Raw genomic sequence first — 21845 nt, forward strand, 5'->3', positions numbered from 1 at the left:
CAGCATGAAAATTAAAGCTCTGTGGGGCTTCGTCGGCAACGCGGCGTTGCTTGGTGAGGGTGTCGAATCCGCCAAAGTGAAGCGCGGCCAGGTGTTTGAAGACGCTGATGACGAGTACGCGCACACGCTGATCGGCAAAAAGCTCGTGGTTGAAGTGGGCGGTGATGGCAAGTCAAAAATCCTGAAACCCAAGGAAACCAAGCCTGCCACGCCGGCGGAGAAAAAGGCCGCTGCCGAGAAGGCTGCCGCTGAAGAAGAAGCCAACCGCTTGGAAGCCGAACGTCTGGAGTCGGAGCGCTTGGAGGCCGAACGCCTGGAAGCGGAACAAAAGGCTCTGGCCGAGACGAAGTGATGATCGAGCTATCTCTGGTGAAAAAGCACCTGAGGGTCGACCACGACGCCGAAGACGACTTGATCCAGGGGTATCTCGACGCCGCGCTGGCCCACGTGGAGCAGCATTGCGATCGCGTCCTGGTCGAAACGCCGGTTTTGCCGTCGGAGATGGGTTTGACCAAGGACGTGCAGCAGGCGGTCTTGCTGCTTGTGGGGCATTGGTTTACCAACCGTGAGGCGGTCGCGTCCGGGCTCACCGAAGTGCCTTTGGCTGTAGGCCGTCTGCTTTGGTACAGGAAGCAATTCTGATGAAAGCTGGCGAGCTGCGACACCGGGTGACCTTCGAAAAGAAGGTCGTCACCAATGACCCCGTTTCGAACGAAGAGCTGGTGAGCTGGGTTGAATTCGCCACCGTCTGGGCCGCGGTCAAGGATTTAAGCGTGCGCGAGTTCATTTCCGCGCAGTCGACTCAATCCGAGGTCACCTGCAGGATCGTGGTCCGGTACCGGGAAGGCTTCGACGCCACCATGCGTGCTCGCCATGACGGCAGGATTTACAACCTGCACGGAATTCTGCGAGATCCCGTTTCCGGCAAGGAGTACCTGACCTTCCCAGCCAGCGAGGGCACGAACGATGGGTGATTGGGTCGAGTACAAGCTCAAGGGCACGGAGGAGCTGTCCGCCAAATTTCGCGGGCTGACCGAGGAGATGCGCCGCAAGGTCGTCACGCCGGCGGCCAAGGATGCGATGGAGATCGTTCTCGCGGATGCCAAGGACCGCGCAGCGCGGATAGATGACCCCGAGACATCCAACTTCATCCCGAAAAACCTCGCGCTCGTTGAGCGCAAGGCGATCGGCATTGAGGTTGGCGCGGTGGTGATGTCGGTCGGTGTCCGTAAGCGCAAAAAAGGGCAGGGCGGCGGCAACACGTTTTATTGGTGGTGGGTCGAGCTCGGCACCGAGAAAAACCGCGCGCGGCCGTTCCTGCGTCCGGCGCTGGCCAACAACCGGGAGGCCCTGTTCAAGGAGTTTCTCAGCTCAGCCAAGTACCAACTGCTCAAGCTTGGGGTGAACTGATGCTGGCGCCCATTACCCAGGTGTGCAAAGCCGATCCTTCTGTGACCGCGCTGCTCGGCGAAAGCCCGCTCCGGCTTTACCCGCACGGTGAAGCTCCGCAGGACGTCGCCAAGCCGTATGCGGTTTGGCAGGTGGTGAGCGGATCTCCCCTTAACTACATCAACGGGCAGCCCGAAATAGACCGGTACGGACTGCAGATCGATGTCTACGCCGCGACGGCAGTATCGGCAGACGCGGTGGTGTCTGCCATGCGCAAAGCCATCGGCCGGCGGGCCTACGTCACCGGGTTCGGCGTCGACACCGTGGACAGCGTCACCAAGAACTACCGCAAAGGTTTCGATGTTGCCTGGCTGGTGAGTACATAGCCGGAAAACCTGAAAGAACGACCCGCTCCGGCGGGTTTTTTTATGCCCGCCAATAAGTGATTTCGCAGGAAATCGGGAGTAACAAATTGACCATTAATGTCCAGGGCACGGAGCTTTTCGCCATCGACCCGGCTGATAACACCATCCTCGATGTGGGCTGCTTCACCACGCTTGATGGCATCGACACTTCGCTCGCGCAAGTTGACGTGACGTGTACCAAATCGAAAGCTCGTGAATACGAGGCCGGTCTTGCTGAGCCAGGTTCCGCGTCGTTCGGCTTGAACATCGACCCGAAAAACCCGGTTCACCTGCGCCTTCACCAGTTGAAGACCGCTGGCACGAAGCTCAAGTGGGTTGTTGGCTGGTCGGACGGCTACAACTTCGACACCGAAGAAGGCATCCAGCCTCTTATCGGCACGCCAGGTGGTCTGGCAGCGCTGGTGCTGAACTCGGCGGGCACCGGCTACACCACTGCTCCTACGGTGGCTATCACTGGCGGCGGTGGCACTGGCGCGACGGCGACGGCCCAGATCGCGAACGGCAAAGTTACTGGCTTCACCATCACCAACGAAGGCGCCGGCTACACCAGCGCACCTACCGTGGCGCTCACAGGTGGATCTGGTACCGGTGCGACGGCTCGGGCGTTGGTGGAAACCGAGATCGATTTCGACCTGCCAAACACCCGCACCTGGCTCACCTTCGAAGGCTACATGAACAGTTTCCCGTTCACGTTCGGCCTGGGCGACGTCGTCAAATCTACCGTTGGCATCCAGGTCTCGGGCGAGCCCGTTCTGGTCGCCAAGACCGCGCCATAAGGAACGTTCATGGATCTGAATATCGCTTCGCTCAAGGCGGCCGGCGCTTTCATCGCGGCACCGCAGAAGAAGGAAGTCAGCTGGCACTCCAACGGAAAACCGCAGAAGGCCACCGTGTACGTGCTTCAGGAGTCGTTCATTTCGCTGACCCAGCGCTGGGATGCGCAGGATCGCGGCGGCGACCTGGCCGCTCAGCGCATTGCTTCCTGCATCACCGACAAAGACGGCGTGCCGGTGTTCACCGTCGAGGACGTGGTCGGCGGACCAGAAACAGGTCACGGCCCTCTTTGCGCGGAGCTGGCGATTGTGTTGCTCGCCGCGATCGGTGATGTCAACAAGGTGCCGGAGGGCACGCTCGAAAAAAAATCCAACCCGAGGAAGAGCTCTGGCACGAGCTTGCCATCGTCCTCGGCACCACGATCGCGGAAGCGAAGCAAAGAATGACCTACGTTGAGGCGATGGACTGGATGCGGTACCGGCTTCAAACCGGTTCACTGAATCTGGGCCTTCGCCTCGATGAAGGTTTTGCGTTGCTGGCCACTGTGTTCAACAACGTCATGGGCGGTAAAGCCAAGTTTTCGGATTTCATGCCGGATCGCGGTTTTAAAGACGCCCCGAAAGCTGCCACGCCGCAGGATCTGTTGGCGCTCTTGCAACGCGTGAAGGGGTGATTTATGGCTGTTGATTCGCTCGGCCAGTTGACGGTCGACCTGGTGGCGAACACCGGCGGCTTTGAAAAGGGGATGGACCGTGCGCAGCGCGCGCTGAAGTCGGCGACCAAGGAAGCCGCTTATCAGGCCGGCCAGCTCGACAAACTTGTAGGCCAGATCGAGCCCGTTGTCGCCGCATATGGCCGCTTGGACAAGATGGAAGACCAGTTGCGCAAGCACCGAGCAGCTGGGCGTCTTGATGAGCCGGACTTCAAAGACTACCTCTCCAAGCTCAATGAGCAACGATCGGCGCTGAGTAAAAGCAACAACGAAATGGCCATCGGTGGGCAGTCGGCGAAGGCATATGCGGCAGCGCTTCGCACTGTTCCCGCACAGGTCACTGACATCGTCACCTCCCTTGAGGCTGGACAGAACCCCCTCAGCATATTGCTGCAGCAGGGTGGACAGTTGAAGGACTCTTTCGGAGGCGTCGGCCCGGCTGCTAAAGCACTTGGCGGTTACGTCCTCGGCCTGGTCAACCCATTCACTCTTGCCGCGGCCGCTGCGGCAGTGCTGGGGGTTGCGTACTACCAAGGATCAAAGGAGGCAGAGGCCTACAGGGTCGCGTTGGCCAGCACTGGCAATGCCGCTGGAACAAGTGCGAATCAGTTGGCAGGAATGGCTGAGCGCGTTGGATCGACGGTTTCCACCACTGGCAAGGCGGCGGAGGTGCTGGCGCAACTCGCCGGCGCTGGCGATATCACAAGCGCAAGCTTCGAGAAGATCGCATCGGCGGCGATCAACTGGGAGAAAGCTACCGGCGCTGCGACCGAGCAAACAATCGCCGAGTTTGAAAAAATCGCGAAGGACCCCGTGAAAACCCTCGGGGAGCTCGACGATAAGTACCACTTCCTCACCGCCTCGGTTTACGAGCAAGTTCGAGCGTTGCAGGAAAATGGCGACAAACAGGGCGCCGCGGCTGTCGCTGAAGATGCCTATGCCCGTGCTTTGGAACAGCGATCCGCCAAAATCAAGGAGAACCTCGGCACGCTGGAAGCCGCCTGGGCCTCTCTCGCAGGTACCGCGAAAAAGGCGTGGGACGAGATTGTCGGCGTGGGCCGTGAAAGCTCTCTCGACGCTCAGATCAAAAACACGCAGAAGCTGCTCGACGATCGCAAAAACGGTGTCCTGGCGAAGATGTTCCCCGACTCGCTTGGCGAAGGCAGCGACTCCACGCGGTTTCTGAAATCACGCCTCGATCTGTTGATCAAGCAAAGAGATGCGCTGACCTCGTCCACGAAGGCTGAAGGGGATAATGCTGCCGCCCAGACCGAGGGCCGCAAGGCATTCGAGGAATACCAGAAGGCGCGGGAAGCGAACTTCACCAAAACTCAGAAGATGAACAAGGCGCTCGAGGATGAGCAGCGCCGCATCACTAAAGCTCGCGCTGCGGGATACAAGATTTCGGCAGAGGACGAAACGGCGGCCTACAAGGCGATCCGCGATAACCCCTCGTACAAAGATGCCGATCCAAAAAAGCCGAAGGCATATCAGGAAGACGCCGGCACCAAGGCGCTGGACTCGGCGCGGCAACAATACGCGGTGTTGCAGCAGCAAAACTCGCTGATCGGTGACCAGTCTGCCGCAAGCCAGCAACTTGGCGCGAACGCGAAAAAGCTCGTCGAGTGGGAGCAGCAGCTCGCCGATATCAAAGGCAAGAAGACGCTTACCGCGGACCAGCAGTCGCTGCTGGCGAGCAAGGATCTGATCACCGCGCAGCTCAAGCGAAACGCCGCGCTTGAAACCCAAAACACGCTGTCGGAAAAGGCTCTAGAGACACGGCGCAAGCTCGCTGCTTTCGACGAGAACCTTCAGAGCCAGCTCGCAAGTGCGAAACAGGGTCTGGACAACAATCTCGCTGGCGCCGGGCTGGGCGATGTGCAGAAGCAAAGACTGCAGGAACAGCAAAACATCCAGCAGTCGTATCAGGCACAGCTGGACAAGCTGACCTCCGATTACAACAAAAGCAAAAAGGACCAGTTCAGCACCGAGCTCTATGACAAGGAAACAGCATCGCTAAAAAGCGCGCTGGATCAGCGCCTGGCGATGCAGCGGCAATATTACGTCGATGTGGACAAGGCACAGAGCGACTGGACCGTAGGCGCCTCGTCGGCATATCAGGACTATCTGCAAAGCGCCAAGGACGTCGCTGGACAGACCAAAAGCCTGTTCACCGGCGTGTTCAGCGGGCTTGAAGACACCGTCGTTAATTTCGCCATGACCGGCAAGGCCTCCATTGCCGATTTCACCAAATCGGTGCTGGCTGACCTTGCTCGAATCGCCGCACGCCAGGCCATCACATCGGGAGGCAGCGCGCTGCTGGGCCTGGCCACGACCGCTGCTGGCGCCTACTTCGGCGGGTCGACTGGAGGCACCGGGGCCGCTGCTTCTGATTATTCGGGTGCTGCTTACCAAAGCTGGCTTTCCGCCAATCACTGGGATGGCGGCTACACCGGCGACGGCGGGAAATACGAGCCGATGGGCGTCGTTCACGGCGGCGAGGTCGTAATCCGCAAAGAAGTGGTTCAGCAGCCGGGGATGCGCCAGTACCTGGAGCGTCTAAACAAGTCCGGGAAGCCCGGCTATGCCGATGGTGGTTACGTAGGGCTGGCTTCTGGACCGTCTGCCGGCACTGGTCCGGCAAATATGGGCTCTCCAGTGGTTATTCAGCAGAACTTCACAGTGCCAGACGCAAGCAATGACGCATCCGGACAGGACATGCAGGCTGTCACCAAGGCGTACGCAGAGACAGCGAAGCGCGGAGCCCAGCAGGCAATTGCCGAGGAGCTCAGAACGGGCGGCACCATCTGGAGAGCAATAAATGGCCGTTGAAACCTTCGATTGGTGCTCGAGGCTGGGCGCTTCGAGCACCCCGGAATACCGAAATCGATCCAGCAAGTTCGGCAATGGCTATGAGCAGGTAGTGGGGGACGGCCCAAACAACAAGGTCGACGCATGGGCTCTTACCTTTGTCGTGCGCGAGCCTGATGCGCTCGAGATAAAAGCTTTTCTGGATAGGCACGGCGGCTTCAAGTCATTTTTCTGGACCCCGCCGCTTGGGGAGAAAAGTTTCTTCCGCGCATCGGCCCCTGCGGTTTCTCCCAACGGCGCCGGTTTCTTCACCTTGTCGACCACGTTCACGCAGTCATTCCTTCCTTAGGACACACATGCCACTCATCAAAGATATCCAGGTTCTCGAGCCTGGCAGTGAAGTGCTGCTTTTCGAACTGGACGGCAGCGATTACGGCGCGGATGTGTTGCGGTTTCACGGTCACTCCATCCCGTACACGGCCGCCGAGTTGATCGCTGCTGGCGCCGATGCCGATCAACTGCCGGCAAAGGCGATCTGGTGGCAAGGGGAGGAGTACGGCGCGTGGCCTATGCAGATCGACGGCATCCAGGCGAACGGGGACGGCACTGCGGTTCGCCCGACGCTTTCCGTGGGCAACGTCAATGGCCGGATCACTGCGCTGTGCCTCGCCTTTGACGACCTGCTTCAGTTCAAGCTGACGATGCGGCACACGCTGGCGCGCTACATCGACTCGGAGAATTTTCCCGGGGGCAACCCGGAGACGGATCCCACTCAGGAATCGATTGAGGTCTGGTATGTCGACCAGAAAACGAACGAAGACGGCGAAACGGTTTCGTGGGAGTTGGCCAGCCCGGGAGATGTGGGCGGGGAGTCGATTGGCCGCCAGATGACGACGTTGTGCCACTGGTGCCTAACCGGTGGATATCGCGGGCCGAATTGCGGCTACACCGGCCCGTATTTTGACAAGGATGGCAATGCAACGGCTGACCCTGAGCTCGACGAATGCAACGGCCTCTACACCACAGGCTGTGAAGTCCGATGGGGCAAGGGAAACGAGTCGCCCTTCGGCGGCTTCCCTGCGGTTTCGCTGATCGCCAGGAGCTGATCATGCTTAAACACATTCTGAAGGCGGTTCAGGCGCACGCCGCCGCCGAGTACCCACGGGAGTGTTGCGGGCTGCTGATCAGCATCGGGCGCAAGCAGCAGTACATCCCGTGCACGAACAACGCATACGATCCCTGCGAAGAGTTCCGGATCGCGCCGGAGGATTTCGCCGCCGCCGAAGACATGGGCCAGGTGATTGGCATAGTCCACTCGCATCCGGACGCCACGAGCAGGCCGTCTCCGCGTGATCTGGCAATGTGCGAAGCGACGGAATTGCCCTGGCATATTCTCAGCTGGCCTGAAGGCGATTTGCGAACTGTCGTTCCCACGGGGAATACACCGCTGCTGGCCCGGCCGTTTGTGCACGGAGCCTGGGATTGTTGGCAGGTCTGCGCTGACTGGTACAAGCGCGAGTGGGGGCTGGAGTTCGACACCTTCAAGCGTGAGGACGGTTGGTGGGAGCATGCCGATGGCCCTAGCCTTTATGAGCAAGCATACGAAGCTGCCGGATTTGAGCGGGTCGGCACTCCACAGCGCGGCGATATGATCGTTATGGATGTTGGTCGGACTAAGCATCCGAACCACGCCGGGATCTACCTCGGCTCAGACCCGAACTTGCCTGGCGAGCCTACCGCCGTGTACGGCGCCGGTCCGTTCCTGCTCCATCACATCTACGGTCGGCCATCCGAGATCGTCATTTTCGGCGGCCCCTGGCACGAGCGAACTCGGCTGATACTTCGCCATCGGGACGCCCGGTGATACCCTCGGGCTTTTAATGTGAGGGATCATCATGCGAATTTTGATAGGGGCGCTGGCAGTCGCCCTTTTGGCTGGTTGCGTCGGCCCGGGTGACTTGGCGCGGAACGATCCTAGCTTTTCCGCCACTACCGCCAAAGACCCCAAGCGCTACGCCCTTTGCGTTTTCCCAAAATGGCAAGACGCCCGGACCGACGCCTCTATGTCTGAAACCGAAAACGGGTATCGGCTTCTCATAGCCAGCAATAACATGGCTGATGAGATGCTAGATATCGTAAAGACCACGAAAGGAAGTTCGGTCGTACTGCATCAACGCATGGCGTGGTCAATCATGCCAGGCAGGAGCGCTGTGGAGTCTGCGGTCCGGTCCTGCCTATAACCAACATACGAAGCCGCCTCAGGGCGGTTTTTTAATGCCCGGAGCAAACATGACTGCAACAGCGGCTCACTTCGATCCCGTCACGACAATCATTCTCACCGGCCCACTTCGGAAAAAGTTCGGGAAGGTTCATAGAAGGCAGCTGGATAGCGGGAGGTCGTGGGAGGCTCTTAAGGCGCTGAACTGCACCATACCTGGGTTCAAAGAGGAAGTCAGACGGCTCGCCCGGCTTGGAATGAGGTTCGCTGTCTTCCGTAACGGGCGCAACGTAGGCGTCGATGGGCTCGAGATGGGTGGTACTCGAGAGCTTAAAATCGCACCAGTGCTGCACGGCAGTAAACGTGCTGGAGTTCTACAAACGGTGCTTGGCGCGGTAATACTGGTCGCCAGTATCTGGTTTCCGGCGTTGGCTCCGACGGGAATTGCTTTACTCGCCGGCGGTGTCATCCAAATGCTGAGCCCGCAGGCCTCGGGACTCAGCCAAAGCGCGGCGCCGGAAAATATGCCCTCGTACGCTTTCGGCTCTGCCAAAAATACGACCGCCAGCGGCAACCCGGTTCCGATCTGCATCGGACGGCGGCGCTGGGGAGGGGCGATCATCTCGGCCTCAATCTACGCCGAAGACAAAACCTGATCATGAACTGGAAGACCTGACCGCCAATTGGCGGTTTTTTTATGCCTGGAGAAAAGCATGGGCGCAGCTGAGCAAATCGACATCCATGGCGCGAAGGGCGGAAGTAGCAGTCCAAAAGCACCAACCGAGGCCGTGGACAGCCTGCGCTCGACCAACTTGGCAAAGCTGCTGATCGCTGTGGGCGAAGGTGAGTTCGACGGGGTGCCCACCGCAGCCAACATCTACCTGGACAACACGCCGATCAACGACGCGAGCGGTAACGTCAACTTCCCGAACGTGAAATGGGAGTGGCGCAGCGGCGCTGTAGATCAGTCCTACATCCAGGGTATTCCCTCGGTCGAGAACGAGACGACCGTCAACGTGGAACTGCGCAGCGACACTGCATGGGTTCGATCGCTCACCAATCCTCAGCTGTCGGCGGTGCGTCTGCGCTTCGCGTGGCCTGCACTTCAGCGACAGGATGACAGCGGTAACGTAGGCGGATATCGGATCGAGTACGCCGTCGATGTTTCTACGGACGGTGGCGCCTATCAGCAGGTGCTACTCGAAGCCGTTGACGGCAAGACCACCACGCGCTACGAGCGCTCGCGCCGTATCGACTTGCCTGCCGCCACCACTGGTTGGCAGATCAGGGTCCGGCGTTTAACGCCGAACCAGCAGAACACCAACAAAATCGCGGACACCATGCTGATCGCCGGCTATACCGGCGTGATCGATGCAAAGCTGCGATACCCGAACACCGCGCTGCTTTATATCGAATTCGACGCGGAGCAGTTCACGAACATTCCAGCCGTCACGGTCGACTGCAACGGCCGCAAGTGGCAGGTGCCGAGCAACTATGACCCTGTCGCGCGCAGTTACACGGGCACGTGGGACGGCACGTTCAAATCGGCATGGACCAACAACCCAGCCTGGGTGACATTCGGCATTTGCACTGTCGACCGTTTCGGTTTGGGCAAGCGCATCAAGCCGTTCATGGTCGACAAGTGGGAGCTCTACCGCATCGCGCAGTACTGCGACCAACTCGTGCCGGACGGTGTGGGCGGTCAAGAGCCCCGCTTCCTTTGCGACATGAATCTGCAGGGCAAGGCCGAGGCGTGGACGTTGCTGCGCGACATCTCTGCGATCTACCGGGGGATGACTTACTGGGCCGAAGGCCAGATCGTGATGCAGGCCGACATGCCTCGCACGCAGGACTTCGACTACGTGTTCACCCGGGCCAACGTGATTGATGGCAAGTTCGCCTACGGAAGTGCCTCATCGCAGACCCGCTACACCCGGGCAATCGTCAGTTACGACAACCCGGCGAACAACTACGACACCGACGTCACCGCCTTTTCCGATCCCGTCCTGCAGCGCAGGTTTGGCGACAAGCCGGTCGAGATCAGCGCCATTGGCTGCACCCGGGCGTCCGAAGCTCAGCGCCGCGGTAAGTGGGTGGTGATGAGCAACAACCAGGATCGGACCGTCACATTCAAAACAGGCATGGAAGGCGAGATCCCGCTGCCTGGCTACATCATCCCAATCGCGGATTCGCTGCTCGCCGGGCGCGAGATCGGCGGCCGCATATCAGCTGCTGCTGGTCGGGTCGTGACGCTGGACCGCGACACGCAAGCGAAGGCCGGCGATAGGCTGATCATCAACCTGCCAAGCGGCAAGGCGGAAGGCCGCACAGTGCAGTCAGTTACCGGACGCGCCGTCACGGTTACAACCGCATACAGCGAGACTCCAACGGTTCAGCTGCAATGGGCGATTGATGCCGATGACCTGGCGATTCCGCTTTATCGAGTGCTGAGCAGAAAGCGCACGACAGAAGGCGACTACGAAATAGCAGCGCTGCAGTTCGAGCCCGGCAAGTTCGCCTATATCGACACCGGTGCGCGGTTGGAGGAGCGCCCAATCAGCGTGATTCCGATCACTATAGTTCCGGCGCCGGCGAGCGTTACGCTGACTTCGACCACTGCGATCGCGCAGGGCCTCGCTGTCACCACCATGACGATCGCCTGGCCCGCGGTGAACGGCGCGGTGGGCTATGACGTCGAGTGGCGCAAGGACAATGGCAACTGGATCAAGGTGCAGCGCACCGGCGCAACCAGCGTCGATATCGTCGGTATTTATTCCGGGGCTTACCTGGCGCGCGTCCGGGCAGTCAGCGCCTATGACATCTCCTCGGTATGGCGCAGCTCGATCCTGACCCAGCTCAATGGCAAGGAGGGCCTGCCGCCGGCGGTGACCTCGCTGACAGCCTCGGCGCTGATCTTCGGCATCCACCTCAAGTGGACTTTCCCACCAGGTGCGACAGATACCCAGCGCACCGAGATCTGGTACGGCCCGACCACGGACCGGGCTGCGGCCACAAAGCTCAGCGACCTGGCTTATCCGCAGTCCGAGTACAACATGCAGGGCCTTCTGGCTGGCGTGACGTTCTTCTTCTGGGCACGACTGGTCGACCGTTCCGGGAATATCGGCCCGTGGTACCCGACTGGCATTGGCGTGATGGGGCAGAGCAGTTCCGAGGCTGGTCCGATCCTCTACATGATCGCGGGACAAATCGGCGAGACAGAGCTGGGCCAGGACCTGCTGGCCAAGATCGAGAAGATTGACGACCTGCAGGACCAGATCGATGCGCTCGACGGCCTGTCTGCTTACAAGGGGGATCAGACCTATCTCATCGGGCAAATGGTTGTCGGCGGCGGAAGGATTTATCAGGCGACTCAGAACGTCCCGATCAATACCCCGCCGCCGAACATCGCTTACTGGTTGGACGTTGGACAGGTGGTGCAATCGGCGAATGGGCTGGCGCAGCAGGTGAACTCAAACACCGCAGATATCGCCGATCTGGACGGTGCTGTTACGGCTCAGGCCAGCAGTGTGCAGGCGCTCAGGGCATCGGTGCGCGACGACAATGGCGAGGGCGAGCTTGCTGACGCCTTGAAGGGCTGGAGCAGCACCGCCAGTATCGTCACGGAGTCGCAAGTGCGCGCGACCGAGAACGAGGCCACAGCCAGGACGGTGACGCAGCTAACCGCCACGGTAGGCGATAACGTTGCCCAGGTGACGGATCTGCGCCAGGTGGTGAGCAACAACCAGTCCTCGACTGCGACAGCCATTTCGCAGCTCTCGACAGCGGTGGGCAGCAACACAGCAGCTGTTCAGCAAACGAGCCAGGCCGTAACAACCTTGGACGGCAAGGTTTCGGCCTCCTACACGGTGAAGCTCCAAGTCAACTCCAACGGCCAGTATGTGATGGCAGGTATCGGCGTTGGCATCGAGAACACCGGTGCCGGACTTCAAAGCCAAATCCTGATGTCGGCCGATCGGTTCGCCTTGGTAAACACGTTGGCAGGTGGGGCGATTTCGACCCCATTTGTGTCTCAGGGCGGCCAGCTGTTCCTGGGCCAAACCTTCATCCAGGACGGCACGATTACCAACGCAAAAATCGGCAGCTATATCAGTTCGACCAATTACATTGCCGGGCAGTCTGGATGGATCCTCAATAAAGACGGAACCTTCGAGATCAATACTCCGCTTGGCGGGGGAGGACGTCAGGTTATCAACGGCTCTGGCGGCAAGGTGTTCGATCAGAACGGCGTCAAGCGCTATCAGTGGGGGAATCTGGACGCATGAGTTACGGCGCGAGAGTCTGGGACGAAAACGGCAATCTGGTCATGGATACGCCGACCTTCACTTATCAGGTGATCTGGCAGGGTGTTGTCGATTTCAGCATGGCCAGCGGCAACACCGCCACGATCTACACCCTAAACATACCGGGCTTCAATCCAGCGAACTGCGTGTTCATGATGATCCCGACAAGGGCGCAGGACATCCAATCAAGCGAGGGCGACCCTACAGGTAATACACGGGCCTACCCTTATGTTTCTGTAGCGATGAACCAGGTAACGGTCAGGTCTGCTAACCCTGCTGCCAACCTCAACAACACCAACCAAACCAAGGTCGTCGTCAAGGCCTACGCAATAAGGTGGGGAGCATGAGTTACGGCGTCTTGTGCATCAACGACAGCGGCTATGTTCAGATCGACGCTGAAACGCCGAGGCTGTGCGTGCTTACGAAAGGGAGTTACGCCGGAAACGGAACAGCGAACGTAACGTTCCCGCGCGCCGTCACCAGTGTCGACCCGCCCCTTGTTTTTGTCAGGCCTGATGGCGGCGCTATCCAGGTCCCCTTTTCTGTCTTGTTCACCGGAGGCCCGGGTAACTGGACCGGGTTCTCGATGAAGGCTTCGAACGTCAACGGCAGCTTGAGCGGACTCTATTTTGCCGCAGCCTGGGCCTCAATGAGTACAGCCTCTTTTGGTATGCGCATTTGGAATTCTGCCGGCACCCTCGTCTACGACAGCGGCGCTCCTGCCGTGGTTGTCACATTCGCAGCCGGGAATTGGACCTATGCGGGCTTCGAGGACCTCGCGATTGGCAGGCGCTGGCTCTGGACCATTGCCAAATCACTCGGGCCTGGCGAGTACGTTTCGCTGAATCCTTTCACAATGTACTGCTACAACCAGGCCGCCGGCGGCTCCTGCTCTCTTGGAGTCGACTACGCGAATAACCGAATCATCATGTACAGCGTCGCTACAACAGCCTGGACTGCAGATCCCGGCAACCGTCCCTTTCTATGCGCGCGGTTGGTCTCCTGACCGCGAACCCCTTCTAATTGGAGATGCTCCATGCCCTGGTACAAAGCCGGGACGGTTTCCGTCGCCCAAAATTCAAACGCCGTCACCGGCACCGGAACCTCCTTTATTACCAATAGCCGGGTAGGGGACGCGTTCCTCGGGCCAGATGGGCGCTGGTACGAGGTCACCAATATCGCCAGCGACACCGCGATGGCGATATCGCCGAACTACCTCGGAGCCGCAGCCAACGCCGGTACATATGCGCTGGCGCCCATGCAGGGGTACGTCAAAGACTCAGCCGATGCCTTGCGGGCCCTGGTGAACCAATTCGGCGAGAAACTTGCGGCGCTGAGAACAACCGGTAATTACGATGTCCTTCCCATTAATAAAGGCGGTACCGGAAAAGCTACTGCTCCGGAAGCGCTCGATGCGCTAGGTGGAATTCCTAAGGCGGGGGGCGCTTATTCTCCAACGTTCGTCAGCCTAAGGCTTAGTGGGCCTGCCGTTTATAGCGCTGGTCAAGGCGCGTATACGGGCTGGAACGATCCTAACGACGGGTCTGGATTTAATGGTCATGTGGCTTTCACCTGCAATCGTGGTGGCGGTAGCGGCGGATTTAGTTGGCGATCAGTAGTGACGGATAACACTTCTGGCGGCCCGACAATGACCTACTCTTATGACGGGATATTAAACGTCCCTGGGACGGTCAGGATTGGTGGTTCAGACATTGTCGCTCGCGGTAACACCGCTACCGGCGAATGGACAAGGTTCTCAGACGGCACGCAGATATGCACGCTCGCGGTGCAGACTGACTCAATGGGAACGTATGCAGTCGGGGCATTGTTTGGCTCAAATGCGGCAGGCAACCTGTCTTATCCGGCTGCATTCCTTATTACTCCAAAAGTTACAGCTACCGCAGTCAAGGTAGGTGGTGGGTCTGTAGACTCATGTTTTGTGAGTAACTATCAGGCCCCTACAGTTACTGCTTGGGGATCATGGCGAGCACTTTCAACAAACAATGCCGCTGTGGCAGCCATCATCAATCTAACCGCGGTGGGAAGGTGGAAATGATCATAAATCTGTCTCCATGCGTGTCTAATGCTCAGCTGGAACTGGAAAGACGAGGTGAAACGCTAATCATAAATGGTGAGGTATTTGACTTCTCGGTGATGAAGGACGGAGACTCATTGCCGTCATCAGCAATAAAATCGAGTTTCTTCTTGATTGATGTAAAAAAATATAATGGCGAACTAGAATTTACAATGCTTTTGCCGATCCCAGAAATTTATAGTCATGAGCAGGCTTTCCCTAAACCTCTTACTGATATACGTGACGGCGTGGTAATCCTTCCGCAAGGGTTGACCGAAACTGATAATGCTCTTGATGTGGGGAGATCAACCCTATGACTAACATTGACTGGTCCAAACTCATCACTAAAGAGATGAAGGAAACACAGAGGATTATCGCTCTTATGGGCGAGGTTACCGCCGAGCAAGGCAGGCGCAAGAAGATCGCCGACGATTCCATTCAGCCGCTTCAGGATGATCACGATACCAGTGACGCCGACGATGCTGGCGAGGCACTTCTGATCGCCTGGAAAAGGTATCGCTCGGCGCTCTCTAAAATCCAGCAGCAGCCTGGCTACCCCACTGCCGTCGAGTGGCCGGTGCCTCCGAACTAAGAAACCCTCACCGTTACGCCAAACCCGCCATCGAGCGGGATTTTTTTTGCCTGGAGAAAAGTGATGACTGTTACCGAAAAAGATCGCGATGTGCTGGCGCGCACGCTGTGGGGTGAGTCGCGCGGCGAGGGGCTGGCCGGGATGGTGGCCGTCGCTTGGTCGATACGTAACCGCGTCGAAATGGATCTGCACAACGACGGCAAGCCGGATTGGTGGGGGGAGGGCTACACCGACGTATGCCGCAAGCCGTACCAGTTCAGCTGCTGGAACCGCAACGACCCGAATTATCAGTTTCTCAGCGGCGCGCGGGCGATTCCGTTCCGCGAGCTGGCGCAGTGCCGGATTGCTGCCGACCAGGTGATCGACGGCAAGGTGGCAGATTCCACCGGCGGGGCAACGCACTACTACGCGACCACCATGCCGAAGGCGCCGGACTGGGCTGCCAAGGCGAAGCGGACGCTGAAGCTCGGTCACCATGTTTTCTTCCGCGACGTACCCTGAGGAGCGATCTGTGCAGACGACGACAAAAGAAGAGTCCTACGATCGCGCAATGCGAGTGACGCTGGCAGTGAAGGCGAACGGCGGCTCGGTCGCAATTCAAATCAAAACGGCCGACAGCTGGCTGACGTCCGACACGCTCTGGAGTGATGGAGCCTACCCACTCAACATCCCGCGCGCGACGGTGCGCTTTGTGCCAGCAAACGGCGCTGCCTTCGAGGTGTTCGCATGACCCTGCTCGCCGAGGCGCTGCCGACCCGGCGCCGCATCCGTCGTGGCTTGGGCCTGCTGGGCGACAGCTTCAGCGCGAACTGCCACACGATTGATCCGAAAGCGTTCGGTACCGAAGCGTATGGCTACGCCGGCGCGATTGCCGCAAAAACGGGCCTGTTCCCGAGCTACCTGGACAATCAGGGGAAGGTCGGCGATCACTCTGGGCAGTTCATGCCACGGTTGCCTTCATGCCTGACATCCGCGACGGCCGATTTGTGGATGCTGCTGTCGCGCACGAACGACAGCACAACGCCGGGCATGACGCTCGCTGACAGCAAGGCCAACGTGATGAAGGCAATCACGGCGTTCCAGAACACGCCAGGCAAATACCTGATCGTCGGCACCGGTACGCCGCGGTTCGGCACAAAGGCGCTGACCGGTCAGGCTTTGGCGGACGCGATCGCGTACAAGGACTGGGTGCTGGGGTTCGTCAAACAGTTCGTGCCGGTCGTGAATATCTGGGATGGCTTCACCCAGGCCATGACCGTCGATGACTTGCACCCGAACCTGATTGGCGCTGACTTCATCCAGTCCCGCGTTGTGCCGGTCATCAATGCCAACTTCGAATTCTTCGGCGTGCCGCTGCCCACCGATGCTGCCGACCTGTATTCGGCGATTCGCCCGTTCGGCTGTCTGAACGCCAACCCACTGATGACGGGTTCAACCGGCGTGATCAACGCATCGGTGAACCCGGTCGCCGGCTCGGTACTGGCGGACAACTACAAGGCGTCCGGCTCAGGCCTGAGCGGGATCACTTCGCGCTGGTACAAGGAGCAGTCAGCCTTCGGCGAGGCTCAGTGCATCGAACTGGCTGGCGCGATGGCGGCGGCCGGCGGCTACATCTATCTTCAGCCAGCGGCGAACGTCACGCTTTCGAATGTGCTGGCCGGGGATGTCATCGAGATGGTTTCGGCGCCGGAGATCGTCGGCAACAGCCGTGGAATCCTTGGCTGGGAAGCGGAACTGATTATCACGAAGCCGGTGTCTGGCGCCGCCACCACCATCTATTACCGGTCGATGGACAAATATCAGGAGCCGTTCACTCTGCCGGCCAACTGGAAGGGCGCGCTGGAGACGCAGCGATATACAGGCGACATCACGGAGACAGTCATCACCTCGCGCATGGGGCTTTACCTGGCTGCCGGTATTGCTCAGGACTGCAGGGTGAAGGTGGCGCAGTTCGGCATTCGCAAGGTCTGAGAATCTCGCCTCCGGTCGGCGGCAATTGACGCCGTCGGCGCGGCTTGGGTTTACTGGACGTATATCCAGTTATCAGCAGCCAATCATGATCTCGCACCAGAAATACGTCGACGACCCGCTGGCTGAATGGAAGCGGCTGCTCGAGGTTAGGCAAGACCTCGTTACCGATCCTGATGGCCAGCGGGCGAAGCTCAGGGAATTAGCAATGCTCGCTCACCACCGGCACCAGGTCGCTGCAGACGAGCTTTCGGACATGCTGGAAATCACGGATGCGGCGCGCGAGTGGGGATTGGTCGAGCTGGAGGAGGGGTACCACTTGGGACTTTTCCGCCGCCCAGAGCATGAGCTTGAAGCAGGGACCCAGTGTTTCTATAAAGGAAAGCTGATCAGAGTTTTGTAAAGATCGGCAGGACGCCGTAGGAGGGGGAATCGCGCACGTGAACAAAACGTGAGTCACAGCGCTGAACAGCGTGTACACTGCGCGACTTCTTGAGACAGCGTAACCGTTTGCGGGCGGCGTAAGCTGTTGATAGTTAAAGGCTTTCCTCTGGTGAGGATGATTTAGGTTCCAGCGCCGCAAGGTGTGAGAGTTCGAGTCTCTCCGTCCGCACCAGTTACAAGTCTCGCAACACCTTGGGTGTTGAGGGTTGAAAGAAAGCCGCCTTGTGCGGCTTTTTTTGTTTCAGCGTACTGCATTTAATGCGGTGCGAGCTTGGCGAGTCCACGACACAGGGCTCGTTTGGTGTGCTTCCAGGGGACTGGATCATGTTTCGGTCGTCCTTTTGCTTCCTTTATATAGGGGCGTATCAGGTGCGTTCCAGACACCTCCCGCAGGCTGAAACAGTCGTCTGTGACTCCCGGGCTGCATGCCACTTTATTTACCCTCATTCAGCAGGGTGACTTCTTGAGTTTGACCCACTAGAATGCTTGCCCTTGATTCTGGGGTCGGAAACGGCCGGCTAACGTCTGTGCAACGAGGAATATCAATGCAAGTTTCTGTTGAAAACACTTCCGCTCTCGAGCGCCGCATGACCATTGGCGTGCCCGCTGAGCGCATCGAGACTGAAGTCAACATGCGTCTGCAGCAGACCGCACGTAAAGCCAAGATCCCGGGCTTCCGCCCAGGCAAAGTGCCTATGAGCGTGATCCGCCAGCGTTACGAAGACGGTGCTCGTCAAGAAGCACTGGGCGACCTGATCCAGGCGACCTTCTACGAAGCAGTGGTCGAGCAAAAGCTGAACCCGGCTGGTGCACCTTCCGTCGAGCCTAAAACCTTCGAAAAGGGCAAGGACCTCGAGTACATCGCTACTTTCGAAGTATTCCCTGAGTTCACCGTGGCCGGTTTCGAGTCCATTTCCGTCGAGCGTCTGTCGGCTGACGTCGCTGATTCCGATCTGGACAACATGCTGGAAATCCTGCGCAAGCAGAACGTCAGCTTTGAAGTAGCCGACCGTGCTGCACAAAACGAAGACCAGCTGAACATCGACTTCGTCGGCAAGATCGACGGTGAAGCGTTCGCTGGCGGTTCGGCCACCGGTACTCAGCTGGTGCTGGGTTCGGGTCGCATGATCCCGGGTTTCGAAGACGGTCTGGTTGGCGCCAAAGCCGGCGAAGAGCGCGTTCTGAACCTGACCTTCCCGGAGGATTATCAGAATCTGGAACTGGCTGGCAAAACCGCCGAGTTCACCGTCACTGTCAACACCGTGTCGGCACCGACGCTGCCTGAGCTGAACGAAACGTTCTTCAAGCAGTTCGGCATCAAGGAAACCAACATCGAAGGCTTCCGCACCGAAGTTCGCAAGAACATGGAGCGCGAGCTGCGTCAGGCCATCAAGTCCAAGGTCAAGAATCAGGTAATGGACGGTCTGCTGGCCGCCAACCCGATCGAAGTGCCTAAAGCGCTGCTGGAAAACGAAGTGAACCGTCTGCGCGTTCAGGCTGTTCAGCAGTTCGGCGGCAACATCAAGCCTGACCAACTGCCGGCAGAGCTGTTCGAAGAGCAGGCAAAGCGCCGCGTCGAGCTGGGTCTGATCGTGGCTGAAGTCGTCAAGCAATTCGACCTCAAGCCTGAAGACACCCGCGTTCGCGAGCTGATTCAGGAAATGGCTTCCGCTTACCAGGAGCCAGAGCAGGTTGTGGCCTGGTACTACAAGAACGAACAGCAAATGAACGAAGTTCGTTCGGTTGTGCTGGAAGAACAAGTTGTGGATACTGTTTTGCAGAAAGCGAGCGTGACCGATAAAGCGGTCTCGTACGAAGAGGCAGTCAAGCCGGTTGAAGCTCCGCAAGCCGACTGATTTCCTTCTCTCGTTCGAAAACACCATAAGCCAGCCTTCGCGCTGGCTTATGCGTATTCAAGACATGACTATTTGGGAGTGAATGCGAGACATGTCCCGCAATTCTTATATTCAGCAGAACTCTGACATCCAGGCCGCTGGCGGCCTGGTCCCGATGGTTATCGAGCAGTCCGCCCGTGGCGAGCGTGCCTATGACATCTACTCCCGCCTGCTCAAGGAACGCGTCATCTTCCTGGTCGGTCCGGTTGAAGACTACATGGCCAACCTCATCTCGGCGCAGCTGCTGTTCCTTGAAGCGGAAAACCCGGACAAGGACATCCATCTTTACATCAACTCCCCAGGCGGTTCGGTGACTGCGGGCATGGCGATCTACGACACCATGCAGTTCATCAAGCCGGACGTTTCCACGACCGTCATGGGCCAGGCCTGCAGCATGGGCGCTTTCCTGTTGGCCGGTGGTGCCAAGGGCAAGCGTTTCGCACTGCCGAACTCTCGCGTCATGATTCACCAGCCGTTGGGCGGTTTTCAGGGGCAGGCGTCGGACATTGACATCCACGCGAAAGAAATCCTGTTCATCCGTCAACGTCTGAACGAGCTGCTGGCGCACCACACCGGCCAGACGCTGGAAACGATCGAGCGCGACACCAACCGCGACAACTTCATGAGCGCCGAACGCGCTGCTGAATACGGTCTGGTGGACTCGGTCATTGATCGGCGTCAGATGACCAAATGACTGCGTGAAGGGCAATGATCGCGGGCGGTTGCTACTTCCGTGCCGCCTGCGGACTTGAAAAATCGAGCAATTGCCCTCATCTTGTGTTGCAAGCCTACCGGATTGGATCGATCGAATGACTGACACCCGCAACGGCGAGGACAACGGCAAACTGCTTTATTGCTCCTTCTGTGGCAAAAGCCAGCATGAAGTGCGCAAGTTGATTGCCGGCCCCTCGGTATTTGTTTGTGACGAGTGCGTCGACCTGTGCAACGACATCATCCGCGAGGAGGTGCAGGAAGCACAGGCCGAGAGCAGCGCGCATAAACTGCCATCGCCTAAAGAAATCAGCGGCATCCTTGACCAGTACGTCATTGGTCAGGAACGTGCCAAAAAGGTTCTCGCAGTAGCGGTGTACAACCACTACAAGCGACTGAACCAGCGTGACAAGAAAAACGACGACGTTGAATTGGGCAAAAGCAACATCCTGCTGATCGGCCCGACGGGCTCCGGCAAGACGCTGCTGGCGGAAACGCTGGCTCGGTTGCTCAATGTTCCGTTCACCATCGCCGATGCCACCACCCTGACCGAAGCCGGTTACGTGGGTGAGGACGTCGAGAACATCATTCAGAAGCTGTTGCAGAAGTGCGATTACGATGTCGAGAAGGCCCAGATGGGCATTGTCTACATCGACGAAATCGACAAGATTTCGCGCAAGTCCGACAACCCTTCCATCACCCGTGATGTGTCGGGCGAAGGCGTGCAGCAAGCGTTGCTGAAGCTGATTGAAGGCACCGTGGCTTCCGTCCCGCCTCAAGGTGGTCGCAAGCACCCGCAGCAGGAATTCCTGCAAGTGGACACGCGCAATATCCTCTTCATCTGTGGCGGTGCGTTCTCTGGCCTGGAAAAGGTCATCCAGAATCGCTCCACCAAAGGCGGCATCGGCTTCAACGCCGAAGTACGCAGCAAGGAAGAGGGCAAGAAGGTCGGCGAGTCCCTGCGTGAAGTCGAGCCTGACGATCTGGTCAAGTTCGGTCTGATCCCGGAGTTCGTGGGCCGTCTGCCTGTACTGGCGACGCTGGACGAGCTGGATGAAGCTGCGCTGATGCAGATTCTGACCGAGCCAAAGAACGCGCTGACCAAGCAATACGGCAAGCTGTTCGAGATGGAAGGCGTGGACCTCGAGTTCCGTCCGGATGCGTTGAAATCGGTTGCCCGTCGTGCGCTCGAGCGCAAGACCGGTGCTCGCGGTCTGCGCTCCATCCTCGAGGGCGTTCTGCTCGACACCATGTACGAGATCCCGTCGCAATCCGACGTGAGCAAGGTGGTGATCGACGAGAGCGTCATCGAGGGCACCTCCAAGCCGCTGTTGATTTACGAAAATAGCGAGCCACCTGCCAAGGCGGCACCCGACGCGTAGCCTGCTGGCAACGCACCGGGCGACTGGAAACGAAAAGGGCCCTCGGGCCCTTTTCGCGTTTCTTTCAAAGCCGGTCTGCGTTTCAGCGTGCTTTCGGTTTAACTCAAAGCGACGCTTGTTTTTTTAAGGTTCAACCCCCATCTTGATTT

At 58.7% G+C, this 21845-nt stretch carries 26 protein-coding genes; all 26 read left to right on the plus strand.

What is annotated here, in order from left to right; all coding sequences use genetic code 11:
• Positions 1 to 4: 4 nt before the first annotated feature.
• On the plus strand, positions 5 to 352 hold the full coding sequence (locus tag BMY98_RS23375; protein ID WP_074892749.1) for a hypothetical protein: 348 nt from the start codon (positions 5 to 7) through the stop codon (positions 350 to 352).
• Positions 352 to 642, plus strand: coding sequence for a head-tail connector protein (locus BMY98_RS23380; protein WP_074892750.1), 291 nt, complete (start codon positions 352 to 354; stop codon positions 640 to 642). Before BMY98_RS23375 ends, BMY98_RS23380 begins: the two co-directional genes overlap by 1 nt.
• Complete coding sequence (locus tag BMY98_RS23385) at positions 642 to 974, plus strand: phage head closure protein (RefSeq protein WP_074892751.1); 333 nt, start codon at positions 642 to 644, stop codon at positions 972 to 974. Before BMY98_RS23380 ends, BMY98_RS23385 begins: the two co-directional genes overlap by 1 nt.
• The gene (locus BMY98_RS23390; RefSeq protein ID WP_074892752.1) at positions 967 to 1410 is read left to right on the plus strand and encodes an HK97-gp10 family putative phage morphogenesis protein; all 444 of its coding nucleotides are present in this window, start codon (positions 967 to 969) and stop codon (positions 1408 to 1410) included. Before BMY98_RS23385 ends, BMY98_RS23390 begins: the two co-directional genes overlap by 8 nt.
• On the plus strand, positions 1410 to 1775 hold the full coding sequence (locus tag BMY98_RS23395; RefSeq protein ID WP_074892753.1) for a DUF3168 domain-containing protein: 366 nt from the start codon (positions 1410 to 1412) through the stop codon (positions 1773 to 1775). The genes BMY98_RS23390 and BMY98_RS23395 overlap by 1 nt, the downstream gene beginning before the upstream one ends.
• Before the next feature lie 86 nt (positions 1776 to 1861).
• Positions 1862 to 2590 (plus strand): phage tail tube protein, encoded by a 729-nt coding sequence (locus tag BMY98_RS23400; RefSeq protein ID WP_074892754.1) that lies wholly within the window; start codon positions 1862 to 1864, stop codon positions 2588 to 2590.
• 9 nt (positions 2591 to 2599) lie between these two features.
• Positions 2600 to 3034 (plus strand): phage tail assembly chaperone family protein, TAC, encoded by a 435-nt coding sequence (locus tag BMY98_RS23405; RefSeq protein WP_074892755.1) that lies wholly within the window; start codon positions 2600 to 2602, stop codon positions 3032 to 3034.
• Complete coding sequence (locus BMY98_RS23410; RefSeq protein ID WP_074892756.1) at positions 3031 to 3261, plus strand: phage tail assembly protein T; 231 nt, start codon at positions 3031 to 3033, stop codon at positions 3259 to 3261. The genes BMY98_RS23405 and BMY98_RS23410 overlap by 4 nt, the downstream gene beginning before the upstream one ends.
• A 3-nt stretch (positions 3262 to 3264) precedes the next feature.
• Complete coding sequence (locus BMY98_RS23415) at positions 3265 to 6132, plus strand: phage tail tape measure protein (RefSeq protein ID WP_074892757.1); 2868 nt, start codon at positions 3265 to 3267, stop codon at positions 6130 to 6132.
• Positions 6122 to 6460, plus strand: a complete 339-nt coding sequence (locus tag BMY98_RS23420; protein ID WP_074892758.1) for a phage tail protein — start codon at positions 6122 to 6124, stop codon at positions 6458 to 6460. The genes BMY98_RS23415 and BMY98_RS23420 overlap by 11 nt, the downstream gene beginning before the upstream one ends.
• 7 nt (positions 6461 to 6467) lie before the next feature.
• Complete coding sequence (locus BMY98_RS23425; RefSeq protein ID WP_074892759.1) at positions 6468 to 7217, plus strand: phage minor tail protein L; 750 nt, start codon at positions 6468 to 6470, stop codon at positions 7215 to 7217.
• A 2-nt stretch (positions 7218 to 7219) separates the two neighbouring features.
• Positions 7220 to 7975 (plus strand): C40 family peptidase, encoded by a 756-nt coding sequence (locus tag BMY98_RS23430; protein WP_074892760.1) that lies wholly within the window; start codon positions 7220 to 7222, stop codon positions 7973 to 7975.
• 425 nt (positions 7976 to 8400) lie between these two features.
• The gene (locus BMY98_RS23440) at positions 8401 to 8985 is read left to right on the plus strand and encodes a tail assembly protein (RefSeq protein WP_074892762.1); all 585 of its coding nucleotides are present in this window, start codon (positions 8401 to 8403) and stop codon (positions 8983 to 8985) included.
• Positions 8986 to 9042: 57 nt separating this feature from the next.
• Positions 9043 to 12612, plus strand: coding sequence for a TipJ family phage tail tip protein (locus BMY98_RS23445; protein WP_074892763.1), 3570 nt, complete (start codon positions 9043 to 9045; stop codon positions 12610 to 12612).
• Positions 12609 to 12977, plus strand: a complete 369-nt coding sequence (locus BMY98_RS23450) for a hypothetical protein (protein WP_074892764.1) — start codon at positions 12609 to 12611, stop codon at positions 12975 to 12977. The genes BMY98_RS23445 and BMY98_RS23450 overlap by 4 nt, the downstream gene beginning before the upstream one ends.
• Entirely contained in the window at positions 12974 to 13636 is a 663-nt protein-coding gene (locus BMY98_RS23455) for a hypothetical protein (RefSeq protein ID WP_074892765.1), read from the plus strand. The genes BMY98_RS23450 and BMY98_RS23455 overlap by 4 nt, the downstream gene beginning before the upstream one ends.
• A 30-nt stretch (positions 13637 to 13666) precedes the next feature.
• Positions 13667 to 14686, plus strand: a complete 1020-nt coding sequence (locus BMY98_RS23460; protein ID WP_074892766.1) for a hypothetical protein — start codon at positions 13667 to 13669, stop codon at positions 14684 to 14686.
• Complete coding sequence (locus BMY98_RS23465; protein WP_074892767.1) at positions 14683 to 15021, plus strand: hypothetical protein; 339 nt, start codon at positions 14683 to 14685, stop codon at positions 15019 to 15021. The genes BMY98_RS23460 and BMY98_RS23465 overlap by 4 nt, the downstream gene beginning before the upstream one ends.
• Positions 15018 to 15296, plus strand: a complete 279-nt coding sequence (locus BMY98_RS23470; RefSeq protein WP_074892768.1) for a tail fiber assembly protein — start codon at positions 15018 to 15020, stop codon at positions 15294 to 15296. Before BMY98_RS23465 ends, BMY98_RS23470 begins: the two co-directional genes overlap by 4 nt.
• Positions 15297 to 15359: 63 nt before the next feature.
• Positions 15360 to 15797 (plus strand): cell wall hydrolase, encoded by a 438-nt coding sequence (locus BMY98_RS23475; protein WP_074892769.1) that lies wholly within the window; start codon positions 15360 to 15362, stop codon positions 15795 to 15797.
• Positions 15798 to 15807: 10 nt separating this feature from the next.
• Positions 15808 to 16026 (plus strand): hypothetical protein, encoded by a 219-nt coding sequence (locus BMY98_RS23480; protein ID WP_245760110.1) that lies wholly within the window; start codon positions 15808 to 15810, stop codon positions 16024 to 16026.
• On the plus strand, positions 16023 to 17267 hold the full coding sequence (locus BMY98_RS23485) for an SGNH/GDSL hydrolase family protein (protein ID WP_074892770.1): 1245 nt from the start codon (positions 16023 to 16025) through the stop codon (positions 17265 to 17267). The genes BMY98_RS23480 and BMY98_RS23485 overlap by 4 nt, the downstream gene beginning before the upstream one ends.
• 85 nt (positions 17268 to 17352) lie before the next feature.
• Positions 17353 to 17667 carry a hypothetical protein gene (locus BMY98_RS23490; protein ID WP_139214565.1) on the plus strand — a complete coding sequence of 105 codons (315 nt, stop codon included), beginning with the start codon at positions 17353 to 17355 and terminating at the stop codon, positions 17665 to 17667.
• Positions 17668 to 18253: 586 nt separating this feature from the next.
• Positions 18254 to 19564: a trigger factor gene (gene tig, locus BMY98_RS23495; RefSeq protein WP_074892771.1), complete on the plus strand. Its 1311-nt coding sequence runs from the start codon at positions 18254 to 18256 to the stop codon at positions 19562 to 19564.
• 91 nt (positions 19565 to 19655) lie between these two features.
• Positions 19656 to 20297 (plus strand): ATP-dependent Clp endopeptidase proteolytic subunit ClpP, encoded by a 642-nt coding sequence (clpP, locus tag BMY98_RS23500; RefSeq protein ID WP_074892772.1) that lies wholly within the window; start codon positions 19656 to 19658, stop codon positions 20295 to 20297.
• A gap of 115 nt (positions 20298 to 20412) precedes the next feature.
• Positions 20413 to 21696, plus strand: coding sequence for an ATP-dependent Clp protease ATP-binding subunit ClpX (clpX, locus tag BMY98_RS23505; protein WP_037013640.1), 1284 nt, complete (start codon positions 20413 to 20415; stop codon positions 21694 to 21696).
• Positions 21697 to 21845: the final 149 nt, after the last annotated feature.

Source organism: Pseudomonas graminis, assembly GCF_900111735.1.
GTDB classification, from domain to species: Bacteria; Pseudomonadota; Gammaproteobacteria; order Pseudomonadales; family Pseudomonadaceae; genus Aquipseudomonas; species Aquipseudomonas graminis.